The sequence below is a fragment of the Brachybacterium sp. GCM10030267 genome (assembly GCF_042666875.1).
In the GTDB taxonomy this organism is placed as follows: domain Bacteria; phylum Actinomycetota; class Actinomycetes; order Actinomycetales; family Dermabacteraceae; genus Brachybacterium.
Genome location: NZ_JBHTCX010000002.1, coordinates 420,705 through 441,763 on the forward strand (window position 1 = coordinate 420,705; position 21,059 = coordinate 441,763).

Annotated in this window: 17 protein-coding genes; 8 read left to right on the top strand and 9 right to left on the bottom strand. The window is 73.3% G+C overall.

Annotation, left to right across the window (positions count from 1 at the left end):
* The first annotated feature begins 84 nt into the window (after positions 1-84).
* The 3 genes from ACFQS2_RS02255 to ACFQS2_RS02265 all read left to right on the top strand — a co-directional run bounded on the left by ACFQS2_RS02255 (position 85) and on the right by ACFQS2_RS02265 (position 1,600).
* Complete coding sequence (locus tag ACFQS2_RS02255) at positions 85-420, top strand: DUF3140 domain-containing protein (RefSeq protein ID WP_377018764.1); 336 nt, start codon at positions 85-87, stop codon at positions 418-420.
* A 71-nt stretch (positions 421-491) separates the two neighbouring features.
* On the top strand, positions 492-770 hold the full coding sequence (locus ACFQS2_RS02260) for a hypothetical protein (protein WP_377018765.1): 279 nt from the start codon (positions 492-494) through the stop codon (positions 768-770).
* Positions 767-1,600, top strand: a complete 834-nt coding sequence (locus ACFQS2_RS02265) for an SDR family oxidoreductase (protein ID WP_377792587.1) — start codon at positions 767-769, stop codon at positions 1,598-1,600. The genes ACFQS2_RS02260 and ACFQS2_RS02265 overlap by 4 nt, the downstream gene beginning before the upstream one ends.
* 54 nt (positions 1,601-1,654) lie before the next feature.
* Here ACFQS2_RS02265 and ACFQS2_RS02270 read toward each other — a convergent pair whose 3' ends face one another.
* Entirely contained in the window at positions 1,655-3,622 is a 1,968-nt protein-coding gene (locus tag ACFQS2_RS02270; protein ID WP_377792588.1) for a solute carrier family 23 protein, read from the bottom strand.
* 133 nt (positions 3,623-3,755) lie between these two features.
* Between ACFQS2_RS02270 and ACFQS2_RS02275 the strand changes: the two genes are divergently transcribed.
* The 3 genes from ACFQS2_RS02275 to ACFQS2_RS02285 all read left to right on the top strand — a co-directional run bounded on the left by ACFQS2_RS02275 (position 3,756) and on the right by ACFQS2_RS02285 (position 6,611).
* The gene (locus ACFQS2_RS02275; protein WP_377792589.1) at positions 3,756-5,078 is read left to right on the top strand and encodes an MFS transporter; all 1,323 of its coding nucleotides are present in this window, start codon (positions 3,756-3,758) and stop codon (positions 5,076-5,078) included.
* Between the two features lie 74 nt (positions 5,079-5,152).
* Positions 5,153-6,010, top strand: coding sequence for an alpha/beta hydrolase fold domain-containing protein (locus ACFQS2_RS02280; protein ID WP_377018769.1), 858 nt, complete (start codon positions 5,153-5,155; stop codon positions 6,008-6,010).
* 22 nt (positions 6,011-6,032) lie between these two features.
* Complete coding sequence (locus tag ACFQS2_RS02285) at positions 6,033-6,611, top strand: hypothetical protein (protein ID WP_377018770.1); 579 nt, start codon at positions 6,033-6,035, stop codon at positions 6,609-6,611.
* Between the two features lie 49 nt (positions 6,612-6,660).
* Here the strand turns inward: ACFQS2_RS02285 and ACFQS2_RS02290 are convergent, their stop codons facing one another.
* The 3 genes from ACFQS2_RS02290 to ACFQS2_RS02300 form a co-directional block, all read right to left on the bottom strand.
* Positions 6,661-7,890 (bottom strand): alkaline phosphatase family protein, encoded by a 1,230-nt coding sequence (locus tag ACFQS2_RS02290; RefSeq protein ID WP_377018771.1) that lies wholly within the window; start codon positions 7,888-7,890, stop codon positions 6,661-6,663.
* 205 nt (positions 7,891-8,095) lie between these two features.
* Positions 8,096-8,965: a hypothetical protein gene (locus ACFQS2_RS02295; RefSeq protein ID WP_377018772.1), complete on the bottom strand. Its 870-nt coding sequence runs from the start codon at positions 8,963-8,965 to the stop codon at positions 8,096-8,098.
* Positions 8,962-9,231, bottom strand: coding sequence for a hypothetical protein (locus ACFQS2_RS02300; RefSeq protein ID WP_377018773.1), 270 nt, complete (start codon positions 9,229-9,231; stop codon positions 8,962-8,964). The genes ACFQS2_RS02295 and ACFQS2_RS02300 overlap by 4 nt, the downstream gene beginning before the upstream one ends.
* A 73-nt stretch (positions 9,232-9,304) precedes the next feature.
* Here ACFQS2_RS02300 and ACFQS2_RS02305 point away from each other — a divergent pair, with 73 nt between their 5' ends.
* Positions 9,305-10,744, top strand: coding sequence for a serine/threonine protein kinase (locus ACFQS2_RS02305; protein ID WP_377792590.1), 1,440 nt, complete (start codon positions 9,305-9,307; stop codon positions 10,742-10,744).
* Between the two features lie 21 nt (positions 10,745-10,765).
* Here the strand turns inward: ACFQS2_RS02305 and ACFQS2_RS02310 are convergent, their stop codons facing one another.
* The 4 genes from ACFQS2_RS02310 to ACFQS2_RS02325 all read right to left on the bottom strand — a co-directional run bounded on the left by ACFQS2_RS02310 (position 10,766) and on the right by ACFQS2_RS02325 (position 18,388).
* Complete coding sequence (locus ACFQS2_RS02310) at positions 10,766-12,388, bottom strand: serine hydrolase domain-containing protein (RefSeq protein WP_377792591.1); 1,623 nt, start codon at positions 12,386-12,388, stop codon at positions 10,766-10,768.
* A 5-nt stretch (positions 12,389-12,393) separates the two neighbouring features.
* A complete protein-coding gene (locus tag ACFQS2_RS02315; protein WP_377792592.1) occupies positions 12,394-13,191 on the bottom strand; it encodes an SWIM zinc finger family protein in 798 nt (265 codons plus the stop codon).
* Positions 13,192-13,201: 10 nt separating this feature from the next.
* Entirely contained in the window at positions 13,202-16,411 is a 3,210-nt protein-coding gene (locus ACFQS2_RS02320) for a DEAD/DEAH box helicase (RefSeq protein ID WP_377792593.1), read from the bottom strand.
* 90 nt (positions 16,412-16,501) lie between these two features.
* A complete protein-coding gene (locus tag ACFQS2_RS02325; protein WP_377792594.1) occupies positions 16,502-18,388 on the bottom strand; it encodes a chromosome partitioning protein in 1,887 nt (628 codons plus the stop codon).
* Positions 18,389-18,531: 143 nt separating this feature from the next.
* Between ACFQS2_RS02325 and ACFQS2_RS02330 the strand changes: the two genes are divergently transcribed.
* Positions 18,532-19,278 carry a protein phosphatase 2C domain-containing protein gene (locus tag ACFQS2_RS02330; RefSeq protein ID WP_377792595.1) on the top strand — a complete coding sequence of 249 codons (747 nt, stop codon included), beginning with the start codon at positions 18,532-18,534 and terminating at the stop codon, positions 19,276-19,278.
* A 933-nt stretch (positions 19,279-20,211) separates the two neighbouring features.
* Here the strand turns inward: ACFQS2_RS02330 and ACFQS2_RS02335 are convergent.
* Positions 20,212-21,018, bottom strand: coding sequence for a winged helix-turn-helix domain-containing protein (locus ACFQS2_RS02335; RefSeq protein ID WP_377792596.1), 807 nt, complete (start codon positions 21,016-21,018; stop codon positions 20,212-20,214).
* Positions 21,019-21,059 lie beyond the last annotated feature (41 nt).

Genomic DNA, 21,059 nt, shown 5'->3' on the forward strand with positions numbered 1-21,059 from the left:
TTCGCCCGTCGATCTTGACGCTCCCTGCCGCGCGGACGACCGTGGTGTGCACCACAGGGCGAGCAGACGAGGAGGCGATCGGACATGGCCGAATCCGTCGTCGACGAGGAGCTGTGGCAGGAGTTCCACAGCCTGGTGAACATGACCTCCGCGGAGCTGCGCGAGTGGCTCGCCACGGAAGGCGCCGGCGAGAGCACGGAGACGTTCCCCGACCAGGCCGGCCGGCCGCTCTCGCGCGGCGTGCTGGATGTGCTCGGCAAGCGTCGCACCGACCTCACCGGCGAGGACGCGGACATCATGCGACGCACCGTCGAGACCATCCGCACCCAGCGCGGAGAGGATCCCGAACCCACTGCGGGCGACGACGGCTGGCGGCGCGGGCTGATGTCGATCGGCCACGATCCGCTGAAGCCTCTCTGACCCGTCCGACTCCGACCCGTCCGAAGCGCACCTTCCCCCTGCACCACGAACCACCCTCGAGGAGGAGACCCATGGCATCGCAGAGCATCACCACCACCGACCACGGCGAGATCCGCCGGTGGGTCGAGCAGCACGACGGCACCCCGGCCGGGGTCAAGGGCACCGGCGACTCCGGTGACGTCGGCGTGCTGCGCATCGACTTCCCCGGCGGGACCGGTGAGGAGCAGCTGGAGCACGTCAGCTGGGACGACTGGTTCGCGAAGTTCGACCAGCAGAACCTCGCCTTCCTGTATCAGCAGGAGCAGGCCGACGGCGAGGACAGCACCTTCTTCAAGCTGGTTTCGCGATGAGCGCGACCCCGGCGCCGACGGGCGGCTCCGCCGCCTTCGAGCCGCGCCGCGCCATCGTCACCGGATCGGACTCCGGCATCGGCCGGGCCACCGCGGTGGCCCTGGCCGGCCCGGATCGTCAGGTCGGCATCACCTGGCACCAGGACGAGGAGGGCGCCCAGGGCACCGCTCGGGAGGTCGAGGCCGCCGGGGCCGTGGCCCACGTGCGCCGTCTGGACCTCTCCGACCCCGCCGCCGGAGCCGCGGTCGTCGATGACCTGGCGACGACCATGGGCGGGGTGGACACCCTGGTCATGAGCTCCGGCACCGGCACCTCGCAGCTGCTGCTGAACATGGATCTGGAGACCTGGCGCCACGTCGTCGCCGTCGACCTCGACGGGGCGTTCAGCTGCCTCCAGGCCGCCGCCCGCCGCATGGTCGAGGCCGGCAGCGGCGGCCGGATCATCGCCATCACCTCCGTGCACGAGCACGCCCCGCGCGTGGGCGCGGGCCCGTACTGCGCGGCCAAGGGCGGGCTCGGCCTGCTGGTCAAGGTGGCCGCGCTCGAGCTGGCCGAGCACGGCATCACGGTCAATGCGGTCGCCCCCGGGGAGATCGCCACGGAGATGACCGGACAGGAGGACGAGAGCGTGCTCGAGGACAAGCACCGCCCCGGCATCCCCGTCTCCCGCCCGGGCGACGCCCGGGAGATCGCGGCCACCGTGGCCTTCCTCGCCGGACCCGACGCCGGCTATGTCACGGGCCAGTCCTGGGTGGTCGACGGCGGGATGCTCACCATGGGGCCGATGGCCGGCTCCCACCTGCAGGGCGACGACTGGCGCCGCCCCTGAGGCGACCACCGCCCCGTGCGGGCGCGGCCCCGTCCGAGCGCGGCCCGCTCCAGCTCACTGCAGCGAGTCGAACTTCCGGGCCCAGGCGGTGCCGACAGGGTTGGCGTCGGCGACCATGATGCCGAAACGGTCCCCGGCGATCTCGACGACCTCCGTCAGGGCGACGCGGCGCTCCTGCTCGCGCGAATGGTCCAGGCGGCGCACGCCGTCCTCGATGATCTGGCGGAACGAGTCGGTGCGGCCCAGGAACGCCACGAACGGCAGACCGAACCGCTCCTCGTAGCGGGCCGAGAGCTCGCGGACCTCCTCGACGTCCCCGTCGGAGAGGTTCTCCAGGGCGAAGGAGCCGACGTCCTGACTGATGGCGCCGGCCTCCTCCTCGTCGGCCGTGACCAGCGTGGCCATGTCCGGATAGGCGGCCACCAGGGCGTCCTGCTCCTCGCGGCCGGCCGTCAGCACGGCGTCCTCGAGGGCGGCGCGCAGCGCCGGGGCATCGGCGAAGGGGCGGGACTCCCAGGCCCGCTCCAGCGGCCAGGTCGCGCCGTTGAACAGCGAGGCGAACGTGGCCACGAACGCCTCGCGGTCCATGTCGTTGACGTCCTCGATCCCGATCCGCTCGCCGGCGGCGGTGGTGGCGACGTTCGAGCCGTGCTGGGGCCCGAGGTGGAAGAACAGCAGGTTCAGCACGATCGCGGTGATCGCGCCGACGCTCACGCCGGAGGAGACGAAGGTCTGCGCCCAGGTGGGGAACACGGCGGCCACATCGGGCTTGAAGCTGACCAGCATCGCCAGGCCCAGGGAGGTGCCGACGATGACCGAGTTGCGGTTGTCGGTGAGGTCGACTTTCGACAGGGTCTGGATGCCGACGAGGGCCACCGAGGCGAACAGCGCCAGCGACGCCCCGCCGAGCACGGGGGCCGGGATCGCCTCGACCACGGCGCCGGCCTTCGGCAGCACGCCCAGGACGATCATGAGCACGCCTGCCCCGGCGACCACCCAGCGGGACTTCACGCGGGTCAGCCGCACCAGGCCGATGTTCTGGGCGAAGCAGGTGTAGGGGAAGGAGTTCAGGATCCCGCCCAGCAGGGTCGAGGCGCCGTCTGCCCGCAGCGCCGCGCTGATGCTGCGCGGGCGGATCCGCTTGCCGACGATCTCCCCGGCGGCGAACACGTCCCCGGTGGTCTCGACCATGGTGATGAGCATGACGATGATCATCGAGAGGATCGCGGTCAGCGAGAAGGTGGGGACGCCGAAGTAGAAGGGCGTGGTGACGCCGAAGGCGGAGGCCTCGGTGACGCCGCTGAAGGAGGTGTCGCCCAGCAGCAGTGCGACCGCGGTGCCGATCACCAGGCCCAGCAGCACCGCGATGGTGCCCAGGAAGCCGCGGAAGAAGCGTTGGACCAGCACGATGATCGCCAGGGTGCCCAGGGCGTAGAGCACGTCGCGGGTGGCGGGGACCCCGTCGGCCTGGTTGGTGATGTCCCCGGCGGAGACGCCGAGCAGGGTGATGCCCATCGTGGTCAGCACGGTGCCGATCACCACCGGCGGGAAGAACCGCAGGATCTTCGCGAAGTACGGCGCGGCCAGGAAGGTGAACAGGCCCGCGACGATGATCGACCCGTAGATCATCGGCAGCCCCTCGGCGCCGCCCTCCCCACCGGTCGCGGCCAGGCCGATCGCGATGATGGGGCTGACCGCCGTGGTCGTCACGCCCTGGATGATCGGCAGGCGCACCCCGATCTTCCAGAAGCCCACCGACTGGATCAGCGTCGCGATGCCGCAGGTGAACAGGTCGGCGTTGATGAGGTGGATGGTCTGCTCGGCCGTCAGGCCCAGCCCGGAGGCGATCAGCAGCGGCACGATCACCGCGCCGGCGTAGAAGGCCAGCACGTGCTGGACGGAGAGCACGGCGAGGCGGCCGGGCGCAGGGACCTGGTCGACGGGATGCCGGCGAGGAGAGGCGGGGGCCGCGGTGGCGGAGGCCGAGCCGAAGCCGGAAGCGGAGGCGGGGTCGGGCGTCATGGAGCTGTCCTTGCGGGTCCTGGGCGAGGGAGCGGCCGACGGGGCGATCGGGCCGCGCACCAGAGTAGGGCCCCGGCGTGATCTCCGGATCACGTGCTGGCCGTGGCCGGGCCCGAACCTGTAGGACGGTGCGGTGAGCACCACCCCGTCGGATCCCGCCCCCACCTCCTCGACGACCTCCGCCGGAGCCTCCCCGGAAGCCGCTGCGCCTGACTCTCCGGCCGGGCCGTCCGGGCCTGCTGGGCCGGCTTCGGCCCGCGCCACGCGCGCCACCGCCGTCGGCGGCCTCCTCGCCGTCCTCGCCGTGAGCGTGGTCGCGCTGAACCTCCGTCCCGGCGCCAGCTCGCTGGGACCGCTGATGGGCGACGTCGAGGCCGCCTACGACCAGGGCGCGACCGCCTCCGGGCTGCTGACCGCGCTGCCCTGCCTCGCCTTCGGCGTCTTCGGAGCCCTCGCCGTGCCCATCTCGCGCGTGCTGGGCCTGACCGGAACGGTCGTGGCCTCCTTCGTGCTGGCCACCCTCGGCCTGCTGCTGCGGCCGACGGTCGATGCCTTCGCCCTGTTCCTGATCCTGTCGCTGCTGGCCCTGGTGGGCCCGGCGCTGGGCAACGTGGTGGTGCCCGCGTGGATCAAGCAGCACGGGGCCGCGCGCACGGTGACGCTGCTGACGCTGTACAGCATGATGCTCGCGCTCGGCGGGGCGGCCGGAGCGGGCCTGTCCGTGCCGCTGGCCGGTCCCGGCGCCGAGGGCTGGCGCGAGTCCCTGCAGTTCTGGGGCATGCTCGCCGCGGTGCCCGTGCTGATCTGGGTGCTCGTCCTGGTCCGCACCGGGCACGACTTCCCGCCGCCGTCACCGGCGGGCGAGCTGCGCGGTTCCCTGTTGCGCTCGCCGACGGCCATCGCCCTGACCGTCATGTTCGGCCTGCAGTCCACGAACGTCTACACCCAGTTCGGGTTCCTGCCGCAGGTGCTGACGTCGGCCGGGATCTCCCCGATGAGAGCGGGCGTGATCATGGCGGTGGTCCTGGCGTGGGGCGTCGTCGGCGGCCTGGTGATGCCCGTGGTGGTCGACCGCTCCCGGCACCTGCCGTGGATCGCGGCCGGCTTCGGCGCGCTGACCGCGATCGGTTATCTCGGGCTGTGGCTGGCGCCGACCGTGAGCCCGCTGCTGTGGGCCTGCGTGCTGGGGGTGGGCGGTTTCGCCTTCCCGACGGTGCTGACCCTGATCCCCCTGCGCAGCCGGTCCCCGCTGGTGACCGCGCGGCTGTCCGGCATGGTCCAGCCCTACGGCTACATCCTCGCCGCGATCGGGCCGATCATCGCGGGCGCGCTGCTCGATGCCACCGGCTCGATCCCCGCGCTGCTGGCGATGATGGCTGCCAGCGGCGTGCTGCTGGGCGTGGTCGGCCACCGCGCCGCCCGGCCCCGGATGGTCGACGACGAGATCTCCGCCTGAGAGCTGCCCGAGCGCAGCGGATCAGCGCCGGTCAGAACCTGAGCATCCGCCGTTTTCGTGACAGGATGCCTCCCATGAGCATCGTCCGTGCGCTGCGCATCCTCGCCTCCCAGCGGCCCACCCTGCCCCCGCGCGCCGTCGCGGCCCCTGCCCGGGTCCAGCGGCGCAAGCACCAGGGCGTGCCCGTGACCTGGATCGACGCCGACCGTGCCGCGGCCTCGACCATCGTGCACCTGCACGGCGGCGGCCACCTGTACGGCGAGAGCCCGAACCACTGGGGCTGGCTGGAGGAGGTCGGCCGGCGTGCCGGCGCGGCCACCGCGATGGTGCACTTCCGGTTGCCTCCGCGGTACCCCTTCCCGGCGGCTCTCGACGACGTCCTCGGCGCGATCGACGCGATGGGCCGGGAGTCGCTGCTGCGTCCGGGCCGCTGGGCGCTCTCGGGCGACAGCGCCGGGGGCGGGCTCGCGCTCGCGGCCGCCCACTCGCTGATCCACGCCGGCGCGGATGCCCCGGCTCTGCTGCTGCTGGAATCCCCGTGGGCGGACCTCACTCCCACCGCTCGCCGGCCCGCGGGCACGGAGGGCGCTGAGGACGGACACGACGACGAGCACGCTGCGGACCTGCGCACCGCCGTCCGGCTGTACGCCCGCGGCGTGCCCCCGGAGGACCCGCGCATCAGCCCGCTGCACGGAGAGCTCGGCGCACTGCCGCCGGTCCACCTGGTCACCGGCGCCGAGGACTACCTGGTCGAGGACTCACGGCGTCTGCACGCCGCGATCACCGACGCCGGCGGCACCGCGACCTACCTCGAGATCCCCGGCGCCGGCCACGACCCGGCCATCCACGGCGACGGCCCCGCCGCGCAGACCGGACGCCGCTCGCAGATCGAGGCCGCCCACGCCTGCCTGAGGCACCCCGCCGCCACCTGAGGTACGCGCTAACCTGGTGCCCATGACGCGAGGCGACCACTTGGTAGATGACCATGTGACCTGGGACGGCAGCTCGAGAGCCGTCGCCATGATCCGAGATCTGGTGACGCCGCACAGCTCCGAGGGCACCCTGCGCATCGTCGTCCAGCAGGTGACCGTGCGCGAGCAGGGGCGCGAGAGCGGGATCCACGAGGTCATCGACGCGATCACCGACGTCGGCGGGAATCTGGTCTCGATCCCGCTGAACGCCTCCGTGCGCGAGGACGAGCCCACCTCCGCGCGCCTCGATGCGGCGATCGAGCGGCTGCGCGCCGACATCGCCGCGGATCTCGCCGTCGCCGTCGACAGCCTCGAGGTCGTCCTGGACGGCGACGGCGCCCACCAGGTGCGGGTGGCCTTCGCGGTCGAGGTCTCCGCCGGGGAGCTGACGACGCGCAGCGCCCACCCCGCACTGCACGACGGCACGCACCACATCGTCCACCACGCGCCCGCGCTCGAAGAGCTGCGCGACCGGCTGGCCGGTCCTCCGCCCGGCCCGCTGCGCCGTGCGCTCGAGGCGGTTCGCGGCTGGACGCGTGCCCGGGTGCCCAGGGTGCGCTGAGGCCCGACGACGGCTCGGGCAGGCGCCGCGGAGAACCGGGGTCCGGTCCTCAGGCGGGGCACATGCCGTGCGCTGTCGCGCCCGGAAGCGGGGCTCCGAGTGCTCTCGCGAGGGTCACGCCGAGATCGGCCCAGGACCCGTCCGCGGGAGAGGACGGCAGCCCCGGCCCCGCGGCCAGGGCCGTCACCGGTGCCGACGGGTCGGAGACCGCCCGCGGGCCCGCGTAATAGGGATCATCGCCCTCGACCAGCGGGCGGTGCGTCGCCGAGAGCCCGAACACCGTGCCCGGGGTGCCCTCGAGCACGGCGATGACGTCGGTCTCCGTGGTGGCCCCCACCCCGTCGTCGACCTCTCTCAGCTGCAGCCGGGTGTGCTCGCTGATCTCGCGGAGGGCGCCGATCGCGGCGTCCCGCACCACGGGGCCCTCCTCGCGGCGCACGTGCAGCACGCCCCGCGGGCCGTCGGGCCACACCAGGGCACGGAAACCCGCCAGCTGCGTGCCCTCGGTCTCGGCCAGCCCCTGAGCGGCCAGGACCGCGTTGGGATGGACCAGCAGTGCCGTCGGCACCAGCGGACGACCCGGGACCAGCACCATGCGGTCGTCCTCATCGGGCGCGAAGGCGTCCACGATCCGGGCGATGGCATCGACGGTGTCCACCAGCGCACGAGCAGTCGCCGGCGTCTCCAGTCCCGAGGAGCGGCGCTCGATCCCCAGCCCGGTCAGGCGCGCGGCCAGCAGATCGAGACGGCCGCCGTGGCAGCACTCGGCGGCGATCTCGGCGACCAGCTCGTCCGGGGGCACCTGGGAGAGCTGCACACCGGCCTCGCGGCGTGCCCGGAGATGCTCGGCGACCATCCGCGGGGAGCTGGTCTGCTCGGTCATCTCCCACCGGTTGCGGAAACGGCCCAGGTCCTCGACCAGCGGCAGGCAGAGGTCGAGGGAGGCGCCGGCGGTCGCGGGCCACTGCAGGGCGGCCGTGACGAGACCGAGCTCCTGCGCGGTCTCCAGCAGCGTGGGAGCGGTGACCGCCTCGGCGTACCAGGTGGAGCGGCGATCGGGGCGGTCCGGTCGGAAGGGCGCCTGCGTGGCCACCCCGGTGTGGGCGACCGACGCCCCGGTCACCAGGCTCGTCAGTGCGGGCGCAGGTTCCGAGGGGCCGCCCGGGCGGATCCGCAGCGGCGTCGCAGCGGCGATCGGTCCCGTCCCGTCGGTGAGGGCGCCGATGTCGTGCTCGTCGAGGCCGTCCACGGCGAGGACGAGGGTGCGGCCGGCGGGCATGGGCCTCCTCCCCTCCGTGCGGTCGGTGCGCTGCTGGGTCGACGTGGCGTGAGTCGGACAGCGGCGCGGGTGATGCGCTGGATCGATGTTCGCGCAACCGTACGGCCGGCGCCTTTCCGGGGCGCAAGGCGGGGGTGAGCGTGCGGCCACGTCCAGGTGAACAGCGTGTGCGGACGCTGCCGCGCGTGCTTCGGCGCCCGGCCCCTCACTCGCAGACGACGTTGGTGGAGCTGCGGCCCTCGAAGAGCGCGGAGTGGTCGTCCAGCAGAGCGTCCCGAGGGATGCGCGGGGAGGCGATGACATTGTCCATCGTGGCCTTCTGGGCCGCCTGATGCTCCTCGCTGTCGGCGAGCGCCGGGACCGGCAGGCCGCCCTCGTCCGTGGTGGCGCAGCCGTCCAGGCCGTGCACCGTCACGCGGAGCGTCGCCTCGCTCGCCGAGCCGTCCGACTCGATGGTCGCGACGATCCCGAGCCGGTAGGCGATCACGCCGACGGCATGGCTGTCGGTGTCCAGGACGGTCCAGGCCACGGTGCTGCCGAGCATCAGCACGGGCAGGTCCTCCCGTTCCCCGCGGAACCAGTCGGCGGCGATCGCCGGCCGGCCGACGGTGCGGTACCGCTCAGCGGGCGAGAACGCGTAGAAGTGGCGCCCGCCGTCGTTCCACGCCGTCTCCAGATCCTCGACCCAGTACTCGGGCGTGGCGGTGATGATGTGCTCCAGTGCGGCGTCGTCGTCCAGTCCGCGCAGCGCGGAGGGGGAGAGGTACGCCTCCCGGACGAAGTCGACCAGAGCTGCTCGGGCTGGATCGAGCGCGGCGTCGTCGGTGCCGAGCTCGTCCCACTGCGACGGTGCCGGGTCAGGCGTGTGGACCGGCAGGGCCAGGACCTCCTCCGCGGTGCGGGCGTCCCAGTTCTCGGGGTCGAGCTCGGCCAGCGGGTCCCGGGCGATGTCGCTCGAGGTGGGTACCGGGGAGGGGCCGCTGCACGCGGTGGCCTGGGTCGCCAGCGCCGCCCCGGGAATGGCGAGCAGACGGGTGAGGTCGCGGCGCCGCACGGGCTCCTGTGGGAAGGTCACCTGAGCTCGGGTTCGGAGGTGTCCGCGCGACCGGAGTCCGCATCGAGCCGGCGGTGGATGGTGCGCGCCTGCTCCCGGTCGCGGCGGGTGGCCTTGTCGACGAGTCCGCTGGTGTCATGATCGGGTTCGTCGGGCTGCAGAACCGTCCACACGACGAAACCGATGGTCAGCAGCACGGTGATGGCCAGCAGAATTCCGATCAGGGGCCAGGAGAAGGCGACCGGGTCCCAGATCGGGTCATCCTCGAGCGGTGCTGCCAGGCCCACGTCATTCCCCTCCGGTCGCTGAAGGTGGCCAGCATAACGTCCGCATTCGGGCGGCCGTTATGCTGAGCGGGTTATGGCTGATGTGATTGTCGGGCGCTTCGCGCTGATCGACCTGATCGCCAAGGGCGGTTCGGGGTCCGTCTGGCGCGCCTGGGATTCGAAGACCCAGGAGCTGTGCGCGGCCAAGGTGCTGCGCCAGCGCGACTCGGCCGACCTCATGCGCTTCGTGCGCGAGAAGGGCGTCACCTTCGACCACCCCCATCTGCTGACCCCGTACGGCTGGGGCGCCGAGGACGAGCATGTGGTCATCGCGATGCCGCTGGTCTCGGGCGGCACCCTCGAGTCGGTGGTCAAGAAGAAGGGCAAGCTCGCCGAGCCCGCCGTGGCGGTCATCCTGGACCAGCTGCTGGACGGCCTCTCCCATGTGCACGCCGAGGGCTGGATCCACCGCGACGTGAAGCCCGCCAACATCATGTTCGAGCCGCGCGGTCGCGCCTTCCCCATCTCGCGTCTGGCGGACTTCGGGATCGCCGTGCATGAGAGCGACGTGCGCTTCACCCACGTGGGCATGGTCAACGGCACCCCCGGCTACATGGCCCCGGAGCTGTTCTCGATGGCCGAGCCCGCCCCGTCGCACGATCTGTACGCCGCCGGCGTGGTCGCCCTGGTCGCGCTGAACGGCCCGATCAAGCTGCACGACGGCGCCTTCCGGCCCGACGAGCTCTCCCAGTACCTGCGCGGGGTCACGCCGAAGCTGTCCGCCGTGATCCGCAGACTGGTCGCCGCGCAGCCGGAGGAGCGCTATACCAGCGCCGACGCCGTGCGCCGCGACCTCCCGCGCGTGCCCCGCGGCTATCCGCTCACGCACGCCGACGGCACCCCGCTCGAGTTCCAGGACACCCTGGAGCCCCTGCCCGAGAACGCGCCCGGTGCCGCCCGGCCCGAGCGGCCCGCCCCGCAGGTCGCGGCCTCCTCCATGGAGGCGATCCGCGCCGGCCGGGTCCAGCAGGGCTTCTCCTCCGGCTCGGCGTCCCCGCAGACCGGACCGCGGGGAGCGGGCGCTCACGGCACCCCGCCCCAGTCGCAGCGCGGACCGCAGCCGCAGCGCGGAGCCCAGCAGCACACGCCGCCCGGACACGGGCCGCAGGGGGCACCACAGAGCACTCGCCAGGGCACCGTCTCCTCCCCGGCGCGCACGGCCACCGGGACCACCACGGCCACGGGCACGGCCACCGGGCCCGGCGGCACCAACCGCAGCACCCTGCTCGCGGTCGGCCTCGGCGTCGCCGCGGCGGTGATCCTCGGGGTCATCGTGGCGGTCACGCTGGTGGTGGTCTTCCGTCCCGACGGTGGTGCCGCCGCCCCGGTCAGCGACATCGACTCCGCCTTCGCCGAGGTCGAACCCGGCCAGGAGTGCCTCGCCGAGGACGAAGGCGTCATCGCCATGACGGCCGACGGCGCCTACCTCTCCTGCACGCAGGCCGACGACGGCGACGGGTACGTCTTCACCTGAGGCGCGGCCGGCCGGCCGCTCTCAGCCGGCGGCGACCGTGGTGACGTCGAGCGACTGCACGAGGGCCTCGCGTCGCGGATCGGTCAGCAGATCGATCCGCACCGAGGGCGCACCGTCGTAGGCGCCGCGCAGAGTCCAGCGCAGCTGGGCACGGCTGAGCACCGTGGCGTTGTCCGGTCGCAGCAGCTCCAGGGCGCTGTGGTCCAGGCCGGCTGCGGCCAGGGCCGCCTCCAGGCGCCGGCGGCGCTCGGCGCGGGTGCTGTCGAGGTCCATGTTCCCGGCGAACCAGATATCCGCCGTATCCGTCGTGTCCGCCGCGTCCGCGGCAGCGGCGTCGCCGGTGCGCAGCCAGTCCACCGCGGCGGCGGCCGCCCGGAGGGTCTGGCGCGAGGCGGTCTTCCGCGGCGGGGCGAGCAGCTCCGGGAGCTCGCGCTGCAGCAGGCGCAGGGCCTGCATCGACAACGGCGTGGCCGGGGCGTACTTGCTGTTGGCCAGCGCCACGACGCCGACGCCGGAGGCGCGGTGCCACACCATGAACGAGCCGTAGCCGGGGTAGCCGCCGGAGTGGGAGATGACCTCACCGAGGTCGGGGAACTGCTCGACGACGAGGCCGAGCCCGTAGCCGCGCACCCGGTCGAAACCGGGGGAGCGTCCATCCTCCCCGGCGGGCAGGGGCGCCAGCGGCTGGTGGCGCTGGAGCTGCTGCATCTCGCGGCGGGAGGCGGCCGAGAGCGGGGGTGCGGCCGGCTCCCCGGCCGGGGTGGCCTCGCCCGGGGCGTCGGCCGCGGCCAGGAAGCGCACCCAGGTCGCCACGTCGTCGACCGTGGAGAACAGGCCGGCCATCGCGCCGTACACGCCGGGGGAGTCCAGCGGCACGGGCTCGAAGCGGGTGGCGTCGCTGCGGTCGCCGACCCGGTGCCCGGTGGCCAGGCGTCCCGTGTCGATCGAGGCGGCCTCGAAGGCGGTGTCGGCGAGGCCCAGGGGGTCGAGGAAGCGGCGGCGGATCTCGGTGGTGTAGTCCGAGCCGGTGACCTCGTCGATCACGCGGCCCAGCAGTGCGTACCCGGTGTTGGAGTATTCGAACCCGGTGCCGGGGCGGTGGACGTGCCCGAGGCCGGCCCGCAGGATCTCTGCGAACTCCTCGCGGGTCAGGGCCTCCTGGCGGTCGCCCCACGGATTGTCGGTGACCAGGCCCGCGCTCATCGTCAGCAGGTGGCCCACGGTGACCTCCGGGTCGTCGGGACCTGTCTCGAAGGCCCCGTCGGCCTTGGGGACGTACTGGGCGACGGGATCGTCCAGGCGCAGTCGTCCCTCGTCCCGCAGCGCGAGCACGGTCGCGGCGGTGAACGACTTGGTCATCGACGCGATCCGGGAGATGGTGCCGCGGTCCATGGGCGCGGAGCCGGGCGCGGGGCGGCCATCGGCCAGCTCCCGGTGCCCGGCCGCGCCGTGAGCCAGCACGGCCCGGCTGTGGCCGTGCCCGCCGAGGAGCGCCCAGGTGACCCCGGCGGTGCGGTGCCGGGCGACGGCCTCGTCGAACAGGGCGGCGATCTCTGCGCTGACGTGCTCCGGGACGATGTCGGCAGCGGAGGCGACGGACGGGGTGGCAGCAGCGGAGGCGGAGGCGGGGGAGGCGGCAGGCATGATCCTCACTCTATGGCCGTGGGCTGGTCGCTCGGGGCGGCGCCGGCGCGGTAGAACGAGGCGATGGCCGCCGCCGGTCCGTCGCCGATCACCTCGGCCAGCAGCGCCGGGTCCATGCGGGCCGGGTTGAAGCCGGCGCGAGTCGCAGCACCGTCCCCGCCCTCCGGCGTGCCCGGCTCCTCCGGCCCGCTCGCCGAACCAGGACCGCTCTGGTCCTCGGGTCGTGTCGGCCCCGTCGGCCCCGTCGGCCCCGCCGCCGCGGGGCTCCGCGCGCCGGCCGGGGGGACCAGGTCCTCGAGGGCGAGGCCGCGCAGGGTCAGCAGCTGCACGGGCCGCTCATCGACCTCCTCGACCAGCACATAGACCAGTGCCGCGACGTGACGGCAGGGTCCCGGCCAGTCCAGGCAGGAGCAGTCGTGGGAGAGCTCGGAGGCGCCGCGGGGCAGCAGGGACACCTCACAGCGGGCGAGCTCTGCCTCCAGGTCCTGGGGATACTCGCCGCCTGCCAGGCGCGTCGGTAGGTCCGGGCGGGTGCGGGCGACCTGCACGAAGGCCTCCCGGTCCGCGGGGCTGAACGGAGGGAGGTCCACGCGTGCCTGGTAGAGGTGACCGTCGGCGTCGAGGACGTCGCCGCGGGCGATGCCGGTCTCGATGTCCAGCCACTGCACGCGGCCGGCACGGGCGTCCGCCTTGCCGCTGCCGGCACGGCCCACGCCGAGGATCGTCTCGGCCGCGTCGCGCAGGGCGGCGGCGTGCCAGTTCCTGCCGATCGCGCCGCGGCGCGAGGTCAGTCTGATGCTCATCGCGGGGTCCTCACGGTCGCTCGCCTCGGTCGGCCAGGTCGGTCCCGTCGCCTCCGTCGGTCCCGTCGGCCGTCCCCAGCTCGTCCCCGCTGAGCGAGAGCATGTCGGCCAGGGTGTCGTCGTCGAGCGAGGCCAGCCAGTCCTCCCCGGGGCTGATGGTGAGGTCGGCCAGGGTCTGCTTGTCGGTCAGGACGGTGTCGATCTTCTCCTCGACCGTGCCGGCGCTGACCAGTTTGTGCACGCTGACGTCGCGACGCTGGCCGATGCGGAAGGCACGGTCGGTGGCCTGGTTCTCCACGGCCGGGTTCCACCAGCGGTCGAGGTGGACGACGTGGTTGGCGGCGGTGAGGGTGAGCCCGGTGCCGCCGGCGCGGAGGCTGAGCAGCATCAGGCCGGGACGGTCGCGGTGGGCCTGGAACTCGGAGACCATGTCGTCGCGGTCGCGTTTGGAGACCCCGCCGTGGAGGAAGGGCACGTCCAGGCCCAGGTGGGCGAAGCGCTCCTGCCAGTACGGGACCAGCAGGTGGCCGAAGGTGGTGAACTGCGTGAACAGCAGCACCTTCTCCCCGTCGGCGAAGGCCGTCTCCAGCACGTCGTCGACCAGCTCGAGCTTCCCGGAGCGGTGCTGCCCCTCGCGCAGCAGGGGCGAGCCGTCCCCGAGGTAGTGGGCCGGATGGTTGCAGACCTGTTTGAGCCGGGTGATGGTCGAGACCACCAGGGTGCGGCGGGTCTTCTCGTCGGCGTCGCGCAGCTGGTCCAGGAGCTCGTCGACCAGTGCCTGGTACAGCCCGGCCTGCTCGGGCGTCAGGTTCACCACCCGGGTCAGCTCGCTCTTGTCCGGCAGGTCCTTGATGATCGAGCGGTCCGTCTTCACGCGGCGCATGATGAAGGGGGAGGTGACGAACTTCAGCCGGCGCAGGGCCGCCTCGTCGCCCTCCTCCTCGATGGGCTTGGCGATGCGGTCGCGGAAGCTGGTGGCGGTGCCGAGCAGGCCGGGGTTGGCGACCTCCATCAGCGAGTGCAGGTCGGCCAGCTTGTTCTCGACGGGGGTGCCGGTCATGGCCAGGCGGTGCGGGGCCTGCAGCGCGCGGGCGGCGCGGGTGACCTGCGTGCCCGGGGTCTTCACGTGCTGCGCCTCGTCGAACACGATGCGGTGCCAGGGAACGGCCGAGAGCACCGGCTGGTCGCGGGCCAGCAGCGAGTAGGTGGTGATGACCAGGTCGAGGTCCGCGGCGCCGGCGACGAAGGACTCATCGCGCACCCGGGTTCCGCCGTGGTGGACGTGGACGGACAGGTGCGGGGCGAAGGTCGCCGCCTCCCGCTGCCAGGCCCCGACGACGGACATCGGGCACACCAGCAGCGTCGGGCCCACGGTGCCCGCCGCAGGCGCCGGGGCGGTGTCGGGGGCCGAGGGTGCGTCGTCGGGCCGCAGGGGGCCGGTCCCTTCCCGCTCCCGGCACAGCAGCGCCAGGACCTGCATCGTCTTGCCCAGGCCCATGTCGTCGGCGAGGATCCCGCCGAGACCGAGCCGGTCCAGCGCCCACAGCCAGTTCAGCCCGTCGAGCTGGTAGGGCCGCAGGGTGGCATCCAGGGTCCGCGGCGCAGGGTGGGGATAGGCGCCGCTGCCGCCGGGCAGGAGCCGTGCCAGACCCTCGCGGCCGCCGGCCACCAGCGCCTGCACGCCGAAGTCGACGTCGGCCGCCTCGGGCGAGAGCAGCATGGAGAAGATCTCCATCCACGGCGCCTGCCCGGAGATCTCGGCGGGGGCCGACGGGTCGTCCGCGGGGGGCGGCGGCAGGCTCGGCGGAGTCCCGGCGGGGCCTGCGGCAGATGCCCGCTGGGCTGCGCCGGCGCTCGGGGGCGTGCCGTCCTCCCGGTTCTGCCGGCGCCGATCGCGGGTGCCGGCCGTGAAGGCGTCCAGGAAGCGCTCGGCCGCGCGGAGCGTGGTGGGATCCAGCCGCACCCACTTCCCGCGCAGCTGGACCAGCTCCGACTGGGCCTCTCTGATCTCCTCCATCTCCGCCTCGGTCAGCTCGGTCTCGCCGACGGCCACGCGCCAGCGGAACGTGGCCATGGCGTCCAGGCCGACGCCGGAGGCCTTGCGCTCACCCTCGGCTGCCGCGTTCTCATCCGCCTGGGGGCGCACGGTGGTGCGCTGCTTCGTCCAGTCCCGCGGCAGCAGCACGGTGATCCCCGCGTCCTCGAGCGCCGGGGTGTCGTGGGCGAGGAAGGCCCCGGCCTGGGCTGTGGTCAGCAGCCAGCCCACGCCGGTCTCGTCCACCGCCGCGTCCCGCACCGTCGGGGCCTCGCGCATCACGGCGGCGGAGGCCTCGGCGGCCCCGGATGTGGTGAGGTCGCCGACGGCTCGGAGGTCGGCGACGGGATGCACGGTGCCGTCGGCCTCGCGCAGGCAGGTCTCCAGCGGCCAGGCCGTGCCGACGGGCGGCTCGAACAGGCGCACCACCACGTCGCTGTCGCTCGAGCGGAGCCTCACGCCCGGCCGCCCCGACTCGACGAAGGCATCGAAGGCCGCAGTGATCCGGCGCCGGGCCGGCAGGTCGGCCTCGAGGTCGCCGTCGGCCGCGAGGGCCGCCAGCACCCCGAAGCGGTCATCGGCATCCGAGGCGTGGGGGTGCGGCGGGTGCTCGAGCGCCTGGACGTGCGCGGCGAAGGCCGCCCGCGCGTGCCCGTCGACCAGGGCGTGCAGCATCGGCGACGCCTCCCGCTCGGGGGCGCGCCATTCCAGCACGGGCCGGCCGAACCGCTCGGCGGCGCGGACCCGGAGCTGGCGCTCGGCGACGAGGCGGCGCGCCTGCAGATCCAGCAGCGCCGCGGCGATCAGGTCGGGCATGGCGACCAGGTCCTCGTCGAGCCTCGCAGCGGCACCCTCGCCGATCAGCGCGCTGAGGCGGTCGACGAGCTCGTCCCCGAAGCGCCCGCTCAGCAGCTCGGTCACCGCGCCGACCACGGCGGTCAGGGACGGGCCGGCCAGCGGCAGCGCGGGGACCCGGCGATGGCCGTCGCGGCCGGGAATCCGTATCCGGTGCCGCAGCCGGTCGGGGGCCTCCGCCAGGGCGTCGGAGAGGTCGGCCGGGGCCTCGTCGCGCAGCCCGGAGAGATCCTCGAGCGCCTTCGAGCGGCCGGGCCCGGTCTGCTCGCGCACCCACAGGGCGGGACCCAGGTCCTCGTCGACGACGAGGTGCAGACGGCGGACGGGCATGCCCACCAGATTAGGCCCCGGGGCCGACAGGGGTGTGCCGGGAGCGTCGTGCTGTGGACGCGCGGGGTCGGGTGGGGTGCGCCGTCCCGCTCAGAGCCCGTCGATGATCAGCGCGGTCGCGTCCAGCCAGGCTTCCTTGGTCTTGGGGTGGATCCGCGACCAGTCGAGGTGGGAGCCGCTGACGAACTGCTGTTCATAGGGCACTTCGGTGACCGCGCGGGTGTGCGCCCCGAAGTGGGCGAGCAGGCGCTGACGCAGCCTGGAGTCGACCTTCCCCTTCGCGGAGTGGGACAGGATCGTCACCGCGTGGTCGACCTGTTCGGCCAGCCCCGTCGCCCGCAGCTCATCGATCATCCACGCGGCCGCGTTGAAGGTGTCCTCTCGGACCGTTGAGATGATGACCAGCTGGTCCGCGTTGCGCACGGCGGCCAGCCAGTTGGAGGCGCGCACGTTGTTGCCGGTGTCGATGACCTTGATGCGGTAGAACCGCGAGAGCGTGTCGTTGAGCTCCCCGAAGGCCTCGTCATCGATCAGCGCGGCCGAGCCCGGGTCCTCGTCGGAGGCGAGGATGTCGAACCGCATCTCGCCCTGGGGCCGCACGTACGGATCCAGATCCGCGTTACTGGCCTCGGGGGAGCGCAGGCGGCCGATGTCGTGCAGCAGATCCACCGCGGTGCGGTGGTGCTCGGTGGGCAGCCCGCGCCAGCCCAGCGTGCCGCGGGTCTCGTTGTTGTCCCAGGCCAGCACGTTGCCGCCGCGGGTCACGCCGAGGGTGGCGGCGATCATGAGTGAGGCCGTGGTCTTGTGGGCGCCGCCCTTGAGGTTGACCACGGCGATGTTGCGCGGCCCATCCAGCTGCCGTCGGATGCGCTCGAGGCGCTCGTTGTCCAGGCGCTCGGCCTTGCCGGGGGCCGGGGAAATGGCCCCGCCGGTGAGCTTGATGATGAAACCGCGGAATCCGCGCGTGGCCTTGTCCTTCTCCGGGCGCGCCGTCGAGGACTGCAGGTCCTTCAGGGTGGGCCGGTCATCGGAGTCGGACACCGTGCGCGGCGGCAGCGGGCGCTTGGACGCGGAATCTCCGGACGCAGCAGAACGGCCGCCCTGCTCGGAGCGCTCGTCCCGGCCCGGCCGGTCCTCCTGGCCTGAGCGGACACCGCCCGACGGGACGGAGGTGATGACCTCGTCCCGCGACGCCGGTGCGGGCACCGGCGCGTGCGAGCCCGTGTCGGAACCGGCGGCAGGAGCGGGGGTCGCCAAACCCGCTGATCCGGCGGAGGAGGGTGCGGAGGGCGCCGACCCTGCCGATCCGGCGGAGAAGGATGCGGAGGTCGCGGACGCCGAGGGCGCGGAGTCCGACCCGGCGGACCCGTGCGAGGCCACGCTGGCTCCGGACAGGGCCGATGGCGGCATCGCGGCCGCCCGGCGCCGGCGGGCACGATGCGGCCGCACCGTCGGCAGTTCGCCGGTCGCGGGGGAGCCGACGGCGGGATGCTCCCCGGTCACGGGTGAACCGATGGCGGCGTGCTCCCCGGTCGCGGGCGAGCCGATGGCCGCATGCTCCCCGGTGGCGGAGCTGCTCTCGGCGGGGCCCGCGGGACGGGCGGGGCCCGCTGGGCCGAGGGAATCCGGGGTGATCGAGCTGAGGTCCGCGGTGTCGTCCGTCGGCAGCGATTCGGCGGCATGGCCCCCGCTCGGCGGCGCGATCAGAGGGTCGTCGATGGCGGGCCCGTAGAGCGGACGGTCGTCCGCCGTGCGCCCCGCGATCCGGCCCGTGGGCTCGACCCGCAGGTGATGGCGCACATCCGGCTCGACGATCACCACGTCCACGGCCTCGCCGCCGCTGCGGGCGGCGGTGATGAAGACCTGCTTCACCCGGTTGCGGATCTCGGGGAGGTTGGCCCCGGTGACCTCGACGGTCTCGTCGGCCAGATGCACGGTGGCAGTGGTGTCGGAGGTGATCCGCGCCTGCGCGATCATCGATGGTTCCCTTCCACATCCTGGTGTCCGCCTCGCCGGGTATCGGCCGAGCGGCATGTATCGCACCCACTCTACGGGCGTGCGGCCCCGGATGCCCGACGACCAGCCCGCTTCTGCCGCGGGCGGGTGCATACAGTGGACCAGTGCGCACCACACTGGTCACCGATCCGGCGGTCCCCGGCGCGAACGAGGACGCCGCCGGCGTGCTCGGCGACGTGGCCGTCGTCCTCGACGGCGCCGGCCTGCCCCGACGGTTCCGCGCCGGCTGCCATCACAGCGTCGCCTGGTTCTCCCACCGGCTGGCCGCTCACCTGCTCACCGGCGCCCAGGATCCGGGCACGGATCTGACCGGGGCGCTGGCGCGAGCGATCGCCGAGGTGCGCGGACTGCACGAGGACGAGTGCGACCTCGAGGCAGGCAGCCCGTCGGCCACCGTCGTCGCCGTCCGCAGAACCGGTGAGCACCTCGAGCATCTCGTGCTGTGCGACTCCTCCCTGCTGCTGCATGCCCGGAACGGAGGAGTGCGGCGCCTCAGCGACCTCCGGGTCGATGACGTGGCACGTGAGGAGTCCTCACCGGAGGGGGTCGAGGAGCGACGCAATGCAACCGGTGGCTTCTGGGTGGCCCGCCACGAGCCGGAGGCTGCGGAACAGGCACTGACCGGACGAACCCTGCTGACCGATCTGTCGGCCGTCCATCTGGTCTCCGACGGCATCACCCGCACCGTGGACCTGCTCGGGATGCATGACGACGATTCGCTGTCCGCGGCTCTGTGCACTGCTCCCGGTGAGCTGATCGCCGGCCTCCGAGCCGCCGAGCAGACGCTTCCGGAGCATCGCCGGCCCCGCAAGCTGCATGATGATGCGACGGTGCTCACACTTTCACTGTGAAGGTCGCGACAGCGGCCCGAACACCGCCCGAGCCCCGTCCGGCGCGAGGCGGCGGGCAGGGTATCGACAGCTCGTGAGCATCACTGCAGAACACGCGGCAGGAGCGGTGTTTTTGATGTACGTTGACGACACCTTGGGCGCTTCGACACCAACCCCAACCCTGAATGTTCCTGCATGTCACCTGCGAAAACACAGAGTGCTGGCGCGTTTACACAGAGCCGAGGACGACCTAGACTCAAGGGGAACGCGTTGTCGCGACGAGGGGCCGTCCACGGACGTGCGCGGCCTTCGGATCGCCGTGATGGGGGACAGGTCTCGTGAGGGTCACAGTTCCCGGTTTCGACTGATAACGTCGCGGCCGTGCCACCCGGCACGGTGTGAAAACTTCATAGATGTGCCGCTTCCCAGGACCCCCCTCATGGGGAGCGGCCGGACGGGCACAATGCCAGGTTCCCCCACCTATGGCAGCCCGTCCAGCCTGTTCGCCCGCACCCACCCCTGACGGACGACAGGCCTGACGAGCGGTCCGTGAGCCCCCGACATTGTCGGTTGAGAGCTCCGGGCCGCTCGTCCTGTCCGGAGGCGTTTCGGTGCCGGGACGGCCGGAACGGCGTCGCCGCTCGCGGAAGGATCGCTTACCGAACCGCGCAGGGCCGTGGCCCCGCGCGCTGGCGACCCGTGGACGCTCGCGTCGGCTGCACAGAACCCGAGTCGCTCACTCCAGCCGCTCGCGGCTGCGCACATCCGTGACCCTGTTGGAACGAGCGCCGAATTCCAACAGGGTCACGGATGCGACGCCCGGTGCGCCCATTGGGTTCGGTGCGTCCGGTGCGTGCATTGGGGTCGGTGCGCCCGGGGCTCGGGGCGCCCGTCGTCATCACGCGCCGCGGTGCCCAGGGCGCGGGGAGGTCAGCGATGCGGGCCGCGAGGTGCTCAGCCGAGGATCGCGACGTCGCTGCCCGGGTCCAGGCGGTAGCCGGCGCCGCGGACGGTCGAGATCAGGCGGCGGTAGCGGCCGAGCTTGGTACGCACACGACGCACGTGCACGTCGACCGTGCGCTCGCCGGTGTCCGCCGGGGCCTCGGCCCAGACGGTCTTCATGAGCTCCTCGCGGGAGACGGTCCGCCGAGCGTTGCCGGCCAGCTGGGCGAGCAGCTCGAATTCCTTGTAGGTCAGGTCCACGTCCTGCCCGTCGATCCGCACCCGGCGGCCGAACAGGTCGACCACCAGGCTGTCCTCGGCCGCGACCGACGGGCTCGAGGGGCTGACCGCGGTGGCCAGGGCGGCCCGGCGGCGTGCCGCCTCCGCATCCCGGCGGGCCGGGGAGTTCGGGGAGACCACGCCGGTGCGGCGCGGGCGCAGCGGGCTGACCGCGGCCGGGCTCTGCTCGCGCGGCGGCAGGGTGCGGGCGCTGGAGCGGCCGGAGGCGGCCGTGGCGGTGAAGGCGTCGGGGCTGTCCACGGACACGCTGGTGCGCGCTTGCTGGGAGGCCGTGAGGCGCTGGGCGTGGGAACGCAGGTCATCGGCGATGCGGGCGGCGTCGACGTCCCCGGTGCCGGCGGGAAGGGTGACCGACACGGTGACGGTCACACCCTCGGCGGAGGTCTGGGGGCGGGGTGCCGAGGCGCCGGCACGATGCGGGGCGCGGGTGCCCGGGCGGGCCGCGGCGGGTCGAGCGGCGGCCGGACGAGCGGCGGCGGGACGGACGGTGGTGGCGGGACGGTCCAGGGTGATGGTCATGATGCGAGTTCTCCGAGGTGCGGCGCTGTATCGCGCGGCGG